Raw genomic sequence first — 14,861 nt, 5'->3', positions numbered from 1 at the left:
TTTACTATTTTTGCGCCCATAGAAATTGTATCGGGGTGTAGCGCAGTTGGCTAGCGCACTACGTTCGGGACGTAGGGGTCGGAAGTTCGAGTCTTCTCACCCCGACAATTTTAATTTCCAGGAGATTTATCCCTCCATTCCCGGCTCATAATAAAACACCACAGCTCCGCCTTTAAATGTTTTTGTCCGTAATAGTTTTAAAACCGTCCTTTCACGTATGTTTTTAAACAATGGCATACCGCCTGCAGCCAGAACGGGATGCACACACAGCTGCAGTTCATCAATCAACTGATGGTTCATCAGTGAAATGATAATACTTGGACTGCCCACAAGGATATCTTTACCGGGTTGTTGCCGAAGGTCGGTAACTTCATCTTTAAGATCCCGGCTGGCTATCCGTGTGCCTTTCCAATCAACTGATTTCAGCGTATTTGAAAAAACGACCTTCGGAATCCTGTCAATTACCAACGCAAATTCATCCATGGCTGCATTACCGGTAGGATTCTCAAGCACGGTTAACCAGTATTCCATCAGCTGGTAGGTTATCCTCCCGTATAATATGGCATCGGCATTGCTTAATAACTCACTGTAATGTTCATGCACTTCTTCATCAGGAGTGACCGCCGTATGGTCAGCATACCCGTCAATTGTCATATTAATGGCTGCAACAATTCTTCTCATAAGACATTTCGGGGGATAACACTCCGGAATGCAGGAAAGTTGCAACCGACTTTCAATACCTGCCTATTCCAGTGAATACACCCTCACATAATCAATCTGATAAGTAACGGGAAATATAGAATCGTCAATTCCTTTTGTACCTCCCCAGGCGCCGCCGATGGCCAGGTTGACCAGCAAATACTGGGGTTCGGTAAATGGCCATTCCCCCAATCCCTCATTTTTCCTTGTACAGGTGAAGTATTTTGTATTGTCAAAATAGAAATCCATGCGATTATTGTACCATTCAACGGCATAAATGTGGAAATCATCAAATGGTCTGTTATACGTAATACTCCCACCACGGCCGGTTCCCTTTGTATGATTGTAATCGCCCGTGTGTACGTTGGCATAAACCTTATCAGGCTCATAACCAACGAATTCCATAATATCAATTTCTCCGCAAACCGGCCATCCGACTTTCTCAATGTTTGTGCCCAGCGTCCAGATTGCCGGCCATGTGCCCCTGCCTTCGGGCAATTTAGCTCTTACTTCAACCCGACCTTTTGTGAATTCAAACTTACCCTTCGTATTGATACTGGCCGAAGTATAATGCGCACCATTATATTCCTCTTTACGCCCGGTGATGGTGAGCACCCCGTTTTCAACTTTTGCATTCTCCTGCCTTGCTTTGGTGTAATACTGAGCCTCATTATTCCGTATGAGTCCTTCCTCATACTGCCATTTCTTTGAATCGGGAAGTCCTGAATAATCGAACTCATCCGACCATACAAGTTTCTTTTGCGACTGTTGCCCAAAGGAAACTGCTGAAAATAATACTGTAACAACAACCAGACATAAAATTGATTTCATAGCATATTTTTTGAATCGTTACAGTAAAGTTAGTTTTTATTGCATTCCTGATCAATCATTCTGCGCTAAACATGTTGTTGAATCAACTGTTAATCCATTACTATTACGTTAGGTTATGGCACTCGAAAAATACAGGGAAAAACGGGATCCAACTATTACCCCGGAACCATTCGGTGGTAAAAGTGCTGATAAGAAATCACTTAAATTTACTGTTCAGAAACATGCGGCAACCCGCCTGCACTATGACTTCAGGCTTGAAATGGACGGGGTGCTTAAAAGCTGGGCAATACCCAAAGGGCCTACACTCGATCCTGCGGTAAAACGACTGGCCATGATGGTGGAAGACCATCCGTTTGATTACCGCGACTTTGAAGGCATTATTCCGAAAGGCGAATACGGTGCCGGAACAGTTATTGTTTGGGATGAGGGCACATATGAGCCCTCGAATTTTCAGGGAAAATCGAAAAAGGACAAGGAACGCCATTTGCTCCAAAGTCTTGAAAGCGGTCAGCTTAAAATAACCCTGTATGGTAAAAAACTGAAAGGTGAATTCGCCCTGGTCCGAACAGCCACCCGGGGTGAAAACAGCTGGCTGATGATCAAGCACCGTGATGAATTTGCCACGGATAGGGATATTACACTTGAAGATAAATCGGTTCAGTCGGGCAAAACAATTGATGAAGTCAAAGTCACCAGCACTAATATTTATGGGCAACCTAAGGACAACACCATTAAAAAGCTGGATGACCAGGTTAAAACCGGTACTATCAGCCAGAAACAGCCCCGCAATACAGGCAATGCTCTGCGAAAAGCTGAAAAGTCGAAAATGCCTTCTCTGGTCAAACCCATGCTGGCAACGCTTGTAGACGATCCGTTTGATGATCCGGAGTGGATTTTTGAGGTGAAATGGGATGGCTACCGTACTATAGCTTTTATCGAGGAAGGATCGGTGCAACTGCAATCGAGAAATAACAAATCCTTTACCGAAAAATACTACCCCATCGCTGAAGCACTGAAACAATGGAAGAATGATGCGGTAATCGACGGTGAAATCATGGTGCTCAATGAAAAAGGCGTATCCAACTTCAGCGCTTTGCAGAATTGGAGGAGCGAAGCGGACGGGCAGCTGGTTTTGTACGTTTTTGACATCCTTTGGTACAACGGGAAAAACCTGATGAACCTGCCTTTAAGCAGCCGGCTTGATATCCTCAATGATATCTTTCCGAAGAATAACGATATGATCCGGATCAGCGAGGCGTTCCCTGAACATGGCAAGCAATTTTTTGAAGCAGCGGGTAAACTGGGACTTGAAGGAATGATTGCCAAGAAAAAGGACAGCCTCTATATTCCCGATATCCGGTCAAAATACTGGCTTAAAATCAAGGTGCATAAACGGCAGGAGGTCGTTATTGGCGGCTACACTGTGAATGAAGGAACCGGCAAACTCTTCAGCTCGCTTCTGCTCGGTGTTTATGAAAAGGGCATTTTCCAGTTTGTGGGCAAAGTAGGCACCGGCTTCACCGATAAACTGCAGCGTGAGATGATGAAACAGTTTAAACCCCTTGTAGTTGAAGAAAGCCCGTTCCAGACAGTCCCTGATGTGAACCAACCCTCCCGGTTCCGGCCTAACCCGCCTCATGCAAGTGCCATATGGCTGAAGCCGCAGTTGATCTGCGAAATTACTTTTACAGAAATGACGAATGACGGCGTTTTCAGGCATCCATCTTTTAAAGGTCTGCGAACGGATAAAAAGGCTTCTGAAGTGGTCCGTGAAAAAGAAGCCGATACTGCAGAAATCGTTGAACAAGAAAAATCAGAAGTAAAACCTGAAAAAAAAACTAAATCGAAACAAACACTTGTTAATGCCCCGGCAAAAAGTGAACGAAGATCTCTGTTGAATCCCAATGAAGAAACCCAGGTAAAAACGATTAACGGGCACGAGCTGAAGTTTACCAACCTGAGCAAAGTCTATTGGCCTGAAGACGGTATCACCAAACGCGACATGTTCAACTACTACTACCAGGTGGCCGAATACATCCTGCCCTACCTGAAGGACCGCCCGCAATCACTTAACCGCTTTCCAAACGGAATTCACGGCCAGCATTTCTACCAGAAAAATGTAAAAGGTAAATCGCCTGAATGGGTAAGAACTTTTCCTTATGTTACGAGTGATGGTGAGCACAAGGAATTCCTTGTAGGGAGCGATGAGGCCACATTGCTGTGGATGGCTTCGCTGGGATGCATTGAAATGAATCCGTGGTTCAGCCGTATTCAATCTGAAGATTACCCTGATTACTGTATCATTGATCTGGATCCCGACAAAAACACATTTGACCAGGTTATTGAGGCAGCCAACCTGGTAAAAAAAGTGCTGGATCTGGCCGGAGTTCCTTCTTTTCCCAAAACATCAGGGTCTACCGGTATTCATATTTATATACCTCTTGCAGCCAAATATACATATGATCAATCGCAGCTGTTTGCCCGAATCATCGTCAATATCGTTCATCAGCAATTACCCGAATACACCACCGTTGAGCGAATGATCAGCGAACGGCAGGGTAAAATGTACCTCGACTTTCTGCAGAATCGCCCGGGTGCAACCATAGCCAGTCCCTATTCCCTGCGTCCAAAGCCGGGCGCAACAGTATCCATGCCTCTTCACTGGGATGAAGTGAAAAAGGGACTTAAAATGACTGATTTCACGATTCGGAATGCCATTGAAAGAGTGAGGTCAGAGGGCGACCTGTTTAAAGATGTCCTGGGAAAAGGAATTGAAATGGAAAAGGTGCTTGAAAAAACAGAATCGCTGTTTTGATACACCTCTTCAATCCGAACTTTTGGTTTTTTGTCTTGTTTTTAACAAAACCTTAATTTGGATTATTCACCCATCTATACGTCTGATCTGATTCTCATTGTCGGTAATAGTATTTCTTCACGACAGGAGGTCCCCTGGTCAGAAATTCGTGACAGGTTTTCAGGAAATAATCCGCCAAAACTTATTCTCATTAATCCCAGATTGACTTTCACTGCATCAAAAGTCACTGTCCATCTGACCATTCAACCAGGAAGTATTCATGTAGTAATGAAGGGCTTATTAAACCTGATTATTCAGGCAGGATACATAAATGAGAAATCCATAAAAGAGCGGATTGAAGGCTTTAACTTCCTTTCAAAAACTATTTCGGGCTTCACACCTCATAAGGTTCAGCAATTAACCGGGGTGCCAGTAAATCTTCTTATGAACGCAGCCTGTATGCTGGGTAATACGACCACTCTTTATTCAGTAGTGCTGAATGAATTTTATGATCACGCAACTGTTAAAGAAGTATATAATTTGCATCATGTAAGAGGACTTATCGATAAAAAAGGCTGCGGCATATACCTGGATTACAAATTCAAAACCCGTCAGCGGAATAGTTATTTCCGGTGACGGGTTTCCATGGGTAAACCGCAATTTATGTTAGGGTTAAACAGAGTTCCGTTATCCTCGTTCGGACAACGATGATAGAACATCAATATTGTTTTATTGTTCGAAAATATTTTGTTAAAAAAAGAACCGTCATTGCGAGTAACCAACCCTATTTTTAAGATCACCGAATGAAATGACAACAATGGCTTTTACAAATAGCTACGAAGTAGCGAGATCTGAATAACCGCGGGTGAAACCCGTGGATTATAATGCCAGCAGACAAGAACCCTGAAAGGGTTCAAAATCGTATTTCAAAATTTATCATATCGGTTCGAAATGACATTTGGCCTCTTTGTAAAGCCCTGCCAGTGCGGGCAGATTGCTTCGTCGCTTTTCTTACTGCTATAATCAGTTAATTTCAAGCTCCTCGCAACGACGGCCTTGGATTACCAATTCCTCTCCTTCATATACGCATCCAGCTCCTGGCGCGACATGGGGAGGCGGGAAGTGTTGGCATCAATCCATTTCAGAAATGAAGACTTTATTTCTTCTGTCCATGCAGCATCAATCTGGCCGGGGGTATAGGTTCCGTTCCGCAGCATTTCATGACCGAATTCATCGCGAAGCGCTGTGAACTCACCATTTAATACCACTTTCTGCAGCAGGTGGGGTGGTATGAAAATTACCCCTTCCTTTTTTGCCAGTACTACATCACCAGGCATTACTGTTGCATTCCCGATTGTAATCGGCACGTTGATCCCCATCAGCATGGTTTCCATGAGATAACTGGGATGAAAATCGCGTACGCAGGCATTGAAACCTTCAATGGCCTCAAGGCCCTCAAGGTCCCTGGCGCCTGCATCAAACACAACTCCGGTCTTTGATTTCGCAAAAATTGAATTACCCAGGTTATCGCCTATCAGCGTTCCGTCGACCACCTTGCCAAAACAATCGGCCACATACACATCTCCTTCTTTCAGCTGGTCAATGGGCCATGAGTTGCCTGCGCCTTTTTGCCCTTCATTATGTCCTTTTTCAAGTATTTTCTTTTCCACATCCGGGCGCTTCGGCATATACAACGCCGTGACAGCCCTGCCGGCGAATGGTTTGTCGGGATGAACCATTTTAAAGCCGTCGGCATACTGGTTATTGAATCCTTCATTCCGCAAGGTCTGCCAGACTTCTTCAATCGACAGGTTCATCACTCTTTTGATCAGGTCATCCGACACTTTCGGTCTGCCATCCGTAAACCGCTCTCCTTTCCACGAATCCGTATAAAACATCATCATGTCCATCTTCGGAAAGATCTGGCCCCACGCTGAAGCCGAGCATACAACAAGCAATAAAACGACTAATTTTTTCATATCCGGTATTTATGTATTTTTTTCTTTCACAGGTTTACTGCGCCACCAGTTAGCCAGAACGGATCCTGTAATATTCATCAGGGGTCCGAAAATCGCTGGCGCCAATCCCACGGTGGCAACCTTTCCCATTTGCAATGCCAGTCCCGAAGCCAGTCCCCCGTTCTGCATCCCCACTTCAAAGGCAATCGTCCTCCTGTCCTTTTCGGGCATCCTGGCCAGCCATGACAGAGAATACCCAAGCGTGTAGCCTGAAAGATTATGGAGAATACTTGTTACAACAAGGAGCGCCCCCACTTTCAACAGGCTATCGCGGCCAGCCGCCGTTATCACAGTTACAATCAATGCAATTCCAACCATTGAGACTGTTGACAGCACTTTCTCAAGCCACGTAGGCGATCCCGAACTGAACTTCCGTATGGCATACCCTGCCAGTCCGGGCAAAACACTAAACCAGGTAACTGATAAGACAAGGACTTTGGTAAATCCCGGTAATCCGGAGTTTTTTACCTTCATCGACAGGAAAGCCGTGACCACAATGATGCCCAAATAAGAAAGCAACTGCGCTGTTTTTTCTTTCCTGCCTTTGCCCGGTTTCAGGAACAGGTTAAACACAAATCCGGCAATGATGGGCAGAATGATCATATTGAAGATGTCAAGCATCATGCTCCAGAAATTGACTTCGATAAACTGGCCACCGAGCCACTTCATTAAAGCCGGTGTAATCAGGGGAGAAAGAAGCGTGGACACGGCTCCTACTGTAACCGCCAGCGCCAGGTTGGCTTTGGCAATGTAGGACATTACATTTGAAGCCAATCCGCTGGGAACACACCCGATAAGAATGATGCCTGCGGCAATTTCAGGGGGAAAATTGAAAATATGCGCAATTCCGAAGCCGACAAGTGGCATGATGATATAATGAGAAATCACACCGATGATAACCCCTTTCGGCATCCGGATCACCCCGGCAAAATCACTGAAACTCATTTGCGATCCCATGCCGAACATGATGATCTGAAGCAGCGGCACAATAAGCTTTTTGAATTCAAATTTACCGGCGTGGGTGAAATATTGGGGATAAAACATGGCAGCTGCCACAGCGGTGAATATCCACAGGGTATAAGATAATCCCTTCAGTTTCTCAGAACGTCTTACAGCAAGCGCAAGTATGCCGAATGCGGCAATAATAAGCGGTCCGGTGTATGTCATTTGAAAACAGGTTAACTCCAGGTTCTGTCCCAGCTTTTTTCATTGTCCCATTCAGGCGTCGGAGCAAAGTATGGCTCACCTTTCGGAAGCTCTTTGCGAATGGCTTCTTCATTCAGATCGAGTCCGAGACCCGGTGTTTCAGGAACCTGTATAAATCCCTTATCCACAATGGGCTTTTTCACCACACTCGCCAGGTCCTCAAATCCTTCCACATCCACATGATGGTGTTCGAGGGCAATGAAATTCTGGGTGGCTGCCGCACAATGCACATTGGCCATAAGTGACACGGGTGTTCCCGCCCAGTGCAGGGCCATGGCTATACCTTTTTCCTCGGCATAATCGCCGATCTTTTTTGTTTCCAGGATACCACCGGCTGTTACCATATCCGGATGAATCATATCTACAGCATGCACATTGCAAAGCTTAGCAAATTCCTCTTTAAGAAATATGTCTTCACCAGTCAGAGTAGGTGTTTCAATGGCTTCCGAAATCGACCTCCATTCATCGGTATATATCCAGGGAATCAGGTCTTCAAGCCATGATAACCTGTATTTATCAACTGCCTTTCCCAGCCTGATGGCCGTGTTCAGGTCAAAGTGCCCGAAATGATTAGAAGCAATGGGAATTTCATAGCCTGTGATCCTGCGAACCCTGTCGATGTATTCGTTGAGTTTTTCAAACCCGAGTTCGGTTATCTGTAAACCGGTAAACGGGTGCTTTGTCTGCCCGTAGCTCATTTCCTCATCGGTCCAGCCTTTATCCAGGTCCCACATATTCTTGCCCACCACTGTTCCGGGAATATTCCGGAGGAGATTCACGCCAAGGTCGATCTTAACCATTGTAAAACCTTTATCCATCCGGCTTTGTATCCGTTTTGCCGTAACAGCAGGATCGTCTGATGAAGGGGTATCCGCGTACATCCTGATTTTGTCGCGGTATTTGCCTCCCAGAAGCTGGTAAACAGGTACTCCATAAGCCTTTCCGGCGAGGTCCCATAAGGCAATTTCAACGCCCGATACACCGCCTCCGGCACGGCCATGACCACCGAACTGCTTAATGTTTTTGAAGATCCGCTCAACGTTGCAGGGATTTTTGCCCAGAAGCCTGCTTTTCAAAAACAGGGCGTAAGTCGCACTTGCCCCGTCGCGTACTTCACCCAGGCCATAGATATCCTGGTTGGTGTAAATTTTGATGATGGGTGTGTTTCTCCATCGGGTGACCCTCAGGTCGGTTATCTTAAGATCACTGGGGGAAGAATATCGTGAAACATTCCGGGTATATTGTTCCACATCTCTTTCAATACCGTGGTTTTCCAATATAATACCCATTCCCAGGGCGCCCAGTGATGCCTTACGTACAAAATCACGGCGGCCTGCGGAAAGTGAATTCGCAGGAAACTTTTTCATAGGAGAGAATTAACTAATCTAAAATTAGTGAAATTATCTTACCAGGAGAAGTCGGTGTTCAATAACCATTCTTTTTCGACGGGAACCACACCTACCTTTTCGCATACAAGCCCTGCCGCCAGATTGGATAACTGTGCCATCACATACGGATCGGTACCTGCAGCCAGGCATAAGCTTGCCGTGGCTATAACGGTATCGCCTGCTCCCGAAACGTCAGAAACTTCACGGGCGTGTGTAGGCACAACCCGGTATTCATCTCCTTTGCTGATGAGCATTCCGTGTTCAGAGAGGGTCACAAGAACCATCTTAAATCCTGATTTATCCTGGAGTTCTCTTGCCGCTTTATGGAGCTGGTCAAAATCGGATTTGCGCAATTCCACATTCATCCCTTCGGTAAGCTCTTTGTAATTGGGCTTGAAAAGCGTTGCATTGTGATACAGGCTGAAATTTCTCTTTTTGGGATCTATGAGAGTAGGAATATTTCTTTCATTTCCCAGTGAAATTGTTTTTTCAATCAGGTTGCGTGTAATCACTCCTTTATCGTAGTCCTGGAAAATAATGGCAGCTATATGATCCTTTTCAATCATCGACCTGACCCGGTCCCAAAGCGCGTTTTCAAGCTCCGTGCTGATATAATGCTCCACTTCGTGGTCAACCCGCAGCAACTGCTGACTGGCGGCGATAATCCGCATTTTATTGGTTGTTATCCGGTCGGATGATCCGATCAGGCCGTCTTCGGGCATGCCCGACTGTCTGACCAGTTCCCTGAAATGCCTGCTGTTTTCATCATTGCCGATGACCGAGCACATGACCGGCACAGCGCCCAGCGATTTAACATTCAGGGCTACATTCGCCGCACCTCCCAGCCTGTTCTCCGTGTTCATATGCATAACAACAGGCACCGGCGCTTCGGGCGATACCCGCGTCACTTTTCCCCACACATACGAATCAAGCATTACATCACCCAGGATAAGGATCCTGAGGCCTTCAAATTGCTTTAATAGATCAGATATCTGCTGGTTGTTCACGCTTTTACAAATTTGTTCACGTAAAGATAAAACATCCTATCTTTGCGCAATAACACTAAATCAATTCTATGAGTTTTTTTGGTTCGTCTGAAAGCAATTTCCCTCCGGTAATCAAGAATATAATCATTATCAATGTAATCCTTTTCCTGGCCACATTTTTGCCGGCAGCCACCGATTTTATGTCAACCCACCTGGCCCTTTACAGCCTGAAATCGCCCATGTTTGAGCCACACCAGGTTGTTACCCACATGTTTATGCACGCCAATTTCGGACATATCTTTTTCAATATGTTCGGGGTTTTCATGTTTGGACGTGTTCTTGAACAGGTATGGGGAAGCAAAAGGATGCTGATTTTCTATACGGTAACCGGATTGGGAGCAGCTGCCATACATCTTACTGTAAATTATTTGCAGATGAATCATATGATGAACCTGGCAAATGAATTCATTCAGAATCCGACTTACCTTGGGTTTGATCAATTTGTAGAGAAATACCTTCATGGCAGAGCCAGCGATTATGTCACCAATTTTATGCAGAATTGGTTCTATAAACCTGATGATGCTTCTTTTATTCCTGAAGCTAAAAATATTGTAAATGGAATTATTCAATATAATCTGAGCATTCCTACCGTCGGAGCATCCGGTGCTGTTTTCGGATTGCTTGTTGCTTTTGCCATGCTGTTTCCTGATGTGGAACTGATGCTTATTTTTCTCCCGATTCCGATTAAAGCTAAATACTTCATCCCGGTTTACGCCCTCCTGGAACTGTTTTTGGGTGTGGCTAATTTCAAAGGGGACAATATAGCACATTTTGCGCACCTGGGTGGTGCTCTTTTCGGCTTCCTGCTTGTGAAGTACTGGAAAAGAAACCAATTCCGAATTTATTGATAACTTTGTTAATATACAAAAGGTGCACTCCGCATGAGCATGGTGAATGAAATAAAAAGTTCGCTTCGGAAAGGCAATATTATATATCGCCTGATATTTATCAATGTGGCGGTTTTTGTGGTTCTTGGAGTCTGGTTTGTGATTTTGCGACTGTTTACGCCGGGTATTTCGCTTACCTCACTGAAGATTTCCTTTAATGAGACGGTACTGAAATACCTCATGGTGCCGAGCATTCCGGGTGAGCTTCTCACAAGGCCATGGACTGTAATTACCTATATGTTCACACATTTCAACCTGTGGCACATTGTATTTAATATGCTTGTGCTATATTGGTTTGGCCGGATCTTCATGCAATACCTTACCGGAAAACAATTGCTGAGTACATACCTGTTGGGCGGCCTGGCAGGGTCTATCCTTTACATTGCCTTCATAAACGGTTTCCCCGGTTTACGCGAGTATCTCGGGGGTTCGATGCTGGGTGCTTCCGCAGCCATAATGGCCGTTGTAGTGGCGATTTCTTTTTATGTCCCCAACTACACCCTTTACATGTTCTTCATTGGTCCTGTAAGATTGAAATATATTGCCATTGCCTTCGTTATTATTGATATACTCATGATTGCCTCGGATAATGCCGGTGGCAATATTGCCCATCTGGGCGGAGCTCTTTATGGCTATTGGTTTATGAGCGGCCTTAAAAAAGGGCGGGATATCGGGGGATGGCTGAATATTTTTCTTGATAAGGCAGTTGATCTTTTCAAACCTCGTCCCAAGCTGAATGTGGCATACCGGAAATCAAAGCAGGTAACCGACGAAGATTATAACCGACGGAAAATCAGCCAGCAAAAAGAAGTCGACCGTATACTTGATAAAATTGCAAAAGGCGGTTATGAAAGTCTCTCAAAAAGTGAAAAAGAAACGCTGTTCAAGATGAGTAATAAAAATTGAAAACCTTTGTAAAAAAAATACTGCTCATTGTCAATATTCTGCTGGCTTTATTCTTGTCGATCAGCTACCTTTCAGTAAATGTCAGCCCGGCCAATTCATGGATATTCGCATTTCTTGCCCTTGCATACCCCGTTATTCTTATTTTGAATATTTTGTTTGTCCTCTGGTGGCTTATTTTTCGCAAATGGTATTTCCTTATTTCTGTTTTAAGCATTTTGCTTGGCTGGCATGCCCTTCAGTCCACATTCCAGTTTCATTTCAGTAAACCCGCTACCGGCCCTTCAGGCCAGAAAATAACTGTGCTTACATATAATGTGAGGTTGTTTAATTATTACCATTGGAATAAGGACACCTCGGCATGGCAGCGGATTACAAGTTACATCCGCACCGAAAAGCCCGACATTGTCTGCTTCCAGGAATTTATCACCCTTCCTGGTACAAGCCATGATCTTGAAAACCTGAAACGCCGTTTGAAACCTCTTTCATACAGCCATGTATATTACACCGATCACGTTAAAGGGAAACTTAATTTCGGTATGGCTACTTTCAGCAAGTACCCGATCATCAATAAGAAAATGATCGATTTTGAAGAATCACTGAATGGAAGCATGTATTCCGACATTGTTGCCGGGCACGACACTATAAGGCTTTTCAATTGCCATCTTCAGTCGATCCGGCTCAGAAAGGAATACAACGACCTTCTGGACAGTCTTATTTTTAATTATAGCGACAAACACCTTCATGACCTGAAGGATATTTCAGTCAGAATGCGGCAGGCATATATCATGAGAGCGGGACAGGTTAATAAGATCAGGCGCGAGATCGATGCTTCGCCTTACCCGGTGATTGTTTGCGGTGATTTCAATGACACCCCCGTTTCGTATGCATACAAAACCATGTCGAAAGGGTTAAAGGACGTGTTTATTCACACCGGTTCGGGTATCGGTACCACTTTTAGGGGCAACTTCCCCTATGTCCGGATTGATTATGTGTTCTGCAGCCCTGAACTTACCCCGGTTAATCATAAAATAGGCAAGATAAAACTATCGGACCATTACCCGGTAAAGGCCGGCTTTGTTATTAATGAAAAGGCAGGTTCCGCAGATCCACATTCCCGCCCGACAAAATAATGCCCGCCCTTTTACCCTTGAATCTTTCCCTGTTATCGAGCAGTGCAGCAAGAGCAACAGCCGATGAGGCTTCAGTAATGATTTTCATTCGCCTCCAGATAAGCTCCATGGCATTGATAATAGAGTCCTCCGAAACAGTGAAAATGTCTTTGACATTGTTCCTGATGATTCCGAAAGTCCGATTACTGAGCGATGTAAGCAATCCATCGGCAATAGTTTTCGGATTCACTGAAGGTTGCAGAATACCCGAATAAAACGATCGGTGTGCGTCATCAGCATTAGCCGGTTCACAGCCATATACGTCCATTTCCGGCTTCATGGCTTTTGCAGAAATGGAACTGCCGGATAACAAACCGCCACCACCAACAGGGACAAAAAGGATATCCACATCAGGGACCTCTTCAAGTAATTCCTTTGCTGCTGTACCCTGTCCGCAGATTACATTGAAATTGTCGTATGGATGGACTACGGCAGCACCGGTTTTATCGGTTATAATCTTTAATGTATCTTCCCTGCTCTGGAGTGTAGGCTCACAGAAAGTTATTTCGGCACCGTAATGCATCACCGCTTCGATTTTTGGCTGGGGTGCCGTCCGTGGCATCACTACATAACATCTGATACCTCTTTTCCTTGCTGCCAGGGCCAATGCGGCTGCATGATTTCCCGATGAATGCGTAGCTACTCCCCTAGCGGCTTCCGAATCAGTAAGCGATAAAACCGCGTTGGTGGCACCCCTGTATTTAAAGGCACCCACTTTCTGGAAATTCTCGCATTTGAAATAAACTGTCAGACCGGCTGTTTCATTAATGCCTTCGGATGTAAGCACCGGTGTGCGGTGAATAAAAGGGGAAATTCGATTGTGGGCTTGTTGGATATCGTTGAATGATGGAACTGTTGTCATATTGATCAGGCCTGTATATACATGAGATTGTCAAGATAATTAACCGGGTTTTCCATCGATTTCTGGTCTTCCTTATATTTTTTAAACATTTCAAATTTCAACGCAATACGGGCAGACAAATCGTATTCGCTCACTTCAATGATATAGGCATCCGTGAATTTGCAGTACACCATGAATTCAATGATTTCATCATCGTCGGTTAAACCGGTTATTTGTTTAACCATCATGGGGTTGAACTTATGGTATACCTGGTCTTTTACTTTCTCCTTCTCAATGATTTTTGCCAGTTTCATTCTTTCGATCTCTTCCGGGGTATAAATATTGGCCCGCATCAGGGTGACACCATTTTCCGCACTCTGCTTTGTCATGGCTTCACTGTAGGCCTGAATGGCTACCTGCTGCGATACCTGGGCAATATCTTTATTCAATTGTTCCGTTTGGGTAACCGGTCTTTCGAGGTTGACAAACTTTTCACGGAAATCATAATATGAGCCGAAACCAAGGATTCGGGCTTCATTAAGATCGTACGACTGGTGATTGAGTTTCACTACAGATGTTTCCCCTCCAATCATTTCCTCATCAACTACCACTTTCTTATAATCGTAACCAAGGGCATATAAAACAAGGGTGTCACCGGCTTCAGCGTTAATGCGGAATTCCCCTTTGCTGTTGCAGTAGATCTGCTGCTGACGGCTGAAGTTGAGTATATATGCGTATTCGACCGGAACCTGTGTTTCAGAATCTGTTACCTTACCATGAATTTGCTTAACCTGTGCCTCAGCGACCGCTGCCGGAACAACCAGCAGAACCGGTACAAGGATTCGCAGCAGATTATGTGTTTTCATGTGTGTCGGGCTTTATAACAAAGGTACCGAATCCGGAATAAAAGCAAAATAGAGGGGGTTAAAAAATGTTAAGGCGAAATAGTCACTTTCTTCTACACCTCACCCCCTGCCCCTCTCCTTGCAGTCGCACTCTTCTACACCTCACCCCCTGCCCCCTCTCCTTGCAGTCACTTTCTTCTACACCTCACCCCCTGCCCCCTCTCCTTGCAG

13 protein-coding genes and 1 tRNA gene are annotated in these 14,861 nt (G+C 44.9%); 6 read left to right on the top strand and 8 right to left on the bottom strand.

The window, feature by feature from the left end; genetic code table 11:
- Positions 1–31 precede the first annotated feature (31 nt).
- A tRNA-Pro gene (locus VK179_18955) sits at positions 32–105 on the top strand.
- 21 nt (positions 106–126) lie between these two features.
- Here VK179_18955 and VK179_18950 read toward each other — a convergent pair.
- Positions 127–681: a dihydrofolate reductase family protein gene (locus VK179_18950; GenBank protein HLO60838.1), complete on the bottom strand. Its 555-nt coding sequence runs from the start codon at positions 679–681 to the stop codon at positions 127–129.
- A gap of 63 nt (positions 682–744) precedes the next feature.
- The gene (locus VK179_18945; GenBank protein ID HLO60837.1) at positions 745–1,530 is read right to left on the bottom strand and encodes a glycoside hydrolase family 16 protein; all 786 of its coding nucleotides are present in this window, start codon (positions 1,528–1,530) and stop codon (positions 745–747) included.
- A gap of 115 nt (positions 1,531–1,645) precedes the next feature.
- On the opposite strand from VK179_18945, the gene ligD reads away from it, so the two are divergent.
- Positions 1,646–4,345, top strand: a complete 2,700-nt coding sequence (gene ligD / locus VK179_18940) for a DNA ligase D (GenBank protein HLO60836.1) — start codon at positions 1,646–1,648, stop codon at positions 4,343–4,345.
- 57 nt (positions 4,346–4,402) lie between these two features.
- Complete coding sequence (locus VK179_18935) at positions 4,403–4,960, top strand: hypothetical protein (GenBank protein HLO60835.1); 558 nt, start codon at positions 4,403–4,405, stop codon at positions 4,958–4,960.
- A gap of 425 nt (positions 4,961–5,385) precedes the next feature.
- On the opposite strand, the gene VK179_18930 is transcribed toward VK179_18935, so the two are convergent.
- The 4 genes from VK179_18930 to VK179_18915 are packed head-to-tail and all read right to left on the bottom strand — an operon-like array spanning position 5,386 to position 9,943.
- A complete protein-coding gene (locus VK179_18930; GenBank protein ID HLO60834.1) occupies positions 5,386–6,303 on the bottom strand; it encodes a hypothetical protein in 918 nt (305 codons plus the stop codon).
- A 9-nt stretch (positions 6,304–6,312) separates the two neighbouring features.
- Positions 6,313–7,509, bottom strand: coding sequence for a bile acid:sodium symporter family protein (locus tag VK179_18925; GenBank protein HLO60833.1), 1,197 nt, complete (start codon positions 7,507–7,509; stop codon positions 6,313–6,315).
- 11 nt (positions 7,510–7,520) lie between these two features.
- Positions 7,521–8,915, bottom strand: coding sequence for a mandelate racemase/muconate lactonizing enzyme family protein (locus VK179_18920; protein HLO60832.1), 1,395 nt, complete (start codon positions 8,913–8,915; stop codon positions 7,521–7,523).
- 38 nt (positions 8,916–8,953) lie between these two features.
- Positions 8,954–9,943 (bottom strand): bifunctional ADP-heptose synthase, encoded by a 990-nt coding sequence (locus VK179_18915; GenBank protein HLO60831.1) that lies wholly within the window; start codon positions 9,941–9,943, stop codon positions 8,954–8,956.
- A 68-nt stretch (positions 9,944–10,011) separates the two neighbouring features.
- Here VK179_18915 and VK179_18910 point away from each other — a divergent pair, with 68 nt between their 5' ends.
- The 3 genes from VK179_18910 to VK179_18900 are packed head-to-tail and all read left to right on the top strand — an operon-like array spanning position 10,012 to position 12,905.
- Positions 10,012–10,830: a rhomboid family intramembrane serine protease gene (locus VK179_18910; protein HLO60830.1), complete on the top strand. Its 819-nt coding sequence runs from the start codon at positions 10,012–10,014 to the stop codon at positions 10,828–10,830.
- A 33-nt stretch (positions 10,831–10,863) separates the two neighbouring features.
- Complete coding sequence (locus VK179_18905) at positions 10,864–11,775, top strand: rhomboid family intramembrane serine protease (GenBank protein HLO60829.1); 912 nt, start codon at positions 10,864–10,866, stop codon at positions 11,773–11,775.
- Entirely contained in the window at positions 11,772–12,905 is a 1,134-nt protein-coding gene (locus tag VK179_18900) for an endonuclease/exonuclease/phosphatase family protein (protein HLO60828.1), read from the top strand. Before VK179_18905 ends, VK179_18900 begins: the two co-directional genes overlap by 4 nt.
- Here VK179_18900 and VK179_18895 read toward each other — a convergent pair.
- Positions 12,856–13,806, bottom strand: coding sequence for a pyridoxal-phosphate dependent enzyme (locus VK179_18895; protein HLO60827.1), 951 nt, complete (start codon positions 13,804–13,806; stop codon positions 12,856–12,858). The genes VK179_18900 and VK179_18895 overlap by 50 nt on opposite strands.
- Before the next feature lie 5 nt (positions 13,807–13,811).
- Positions 13,812–14,651 (bottom strand): carboxypeptidase-like regulatory domain-containing protein, encoded by an 840-nt coding sequence (locus VK179_18890; GenBank protein ID HLO60826.1) that lies wholly within the window; start codon positions 14,649–14,651, stop codon positions 13,812–13,814.
- Positions 14,652–14,861 lie beyond the last annotated feature (210 nt).

The sequence above is a fragment of the Bacteroidales bacterium genome, assembly GCA_035299085.1.
In the GTDB taxonomy this organism is placed as follows: Bacteria; Bacteroidota; Bacteroidia; order Bacteroidales; family UBA10428; genus UBA5072.
The sequence above is the reverse complement of the archived record's forward strand: the minus strand, read 5'-3'. Positions and strand labels throughout refer to the sequence as shown.

What these genes read in the sequence shown, in the direction of transcription:
- VK179_18930 (HLO60834.1), bottom strand. Translation starts at nt 6,303, where the DNA reads ATGAAAAAATTAGTCGTTTTATTGCTTGTTGTATGCTCGGCTTCAGCG.
- ligD (HLO60836.1), top strand. Translation starts at nt 1,646, where the DNA reads ATGGCACTCGAAAAATACAGGGAAAAACGGGATCCAACTATTACCCCG.
- VK179_18920 (HLO60832.1), bottom strand. Translation starts at nt 8,915, where the DNA reads ATGAAAAAGTTTCCTGCGAATTCACTTTCCGCAGGCCGCCGTGATTTT.
- VK179_18925 (HLO60833.1), bottom strand. Translation starts at nt 7,509, where the DNA reads ATGACATACACCGGACCGCTTATTATTGCCGCATTCGGCATACTTGCG.
- VK179_18945 (HLO60837.1), bottom strand. Translation starts at nt 1,530, where the DNA reads ATGAAATCAATTTTATGTCTGGTTGTTGTTACAGTATTATTTTCAGCA.
- VK179_18895 (HLO60827.1), bottom strand. Translation starts at nt 13,806, where the DNA reads ATGACAACAGTTCCATCATTCAACGATATCCAACAAGCCCACAATCGA.
- VK179_18950 (HLO60838.1), bottom strand. Translation starts at nt 681, where the DNA reads ATGAGAAGAATTGTTGCAGCCATTAATATGACAATTGACGGGTATGCT.
- VK179_18905 (HLO60829.1), top strand. Translation starts at nt 10,864, where the DNA reads ATGAGCATGGTGAATGAAATAAAAAGTTCGCTTCGGAAAGGCAATATT.
- VK179_18890 (HLO60826.1), bottom strand. Translation starts at nt 14,651, where the DNA reads ATGAAAACACATAATCTGCTGCGAATCCTTGTACCGGTTCTGCTGGTT.
- VK179_18910 (HLO60830.1), top strand. Translation starts at nt 10,012, where the DNA reads ATGAGTTTTTTTGGTTCGTCTGAAAGCAATTTCCCTCCGGTAATCAAG.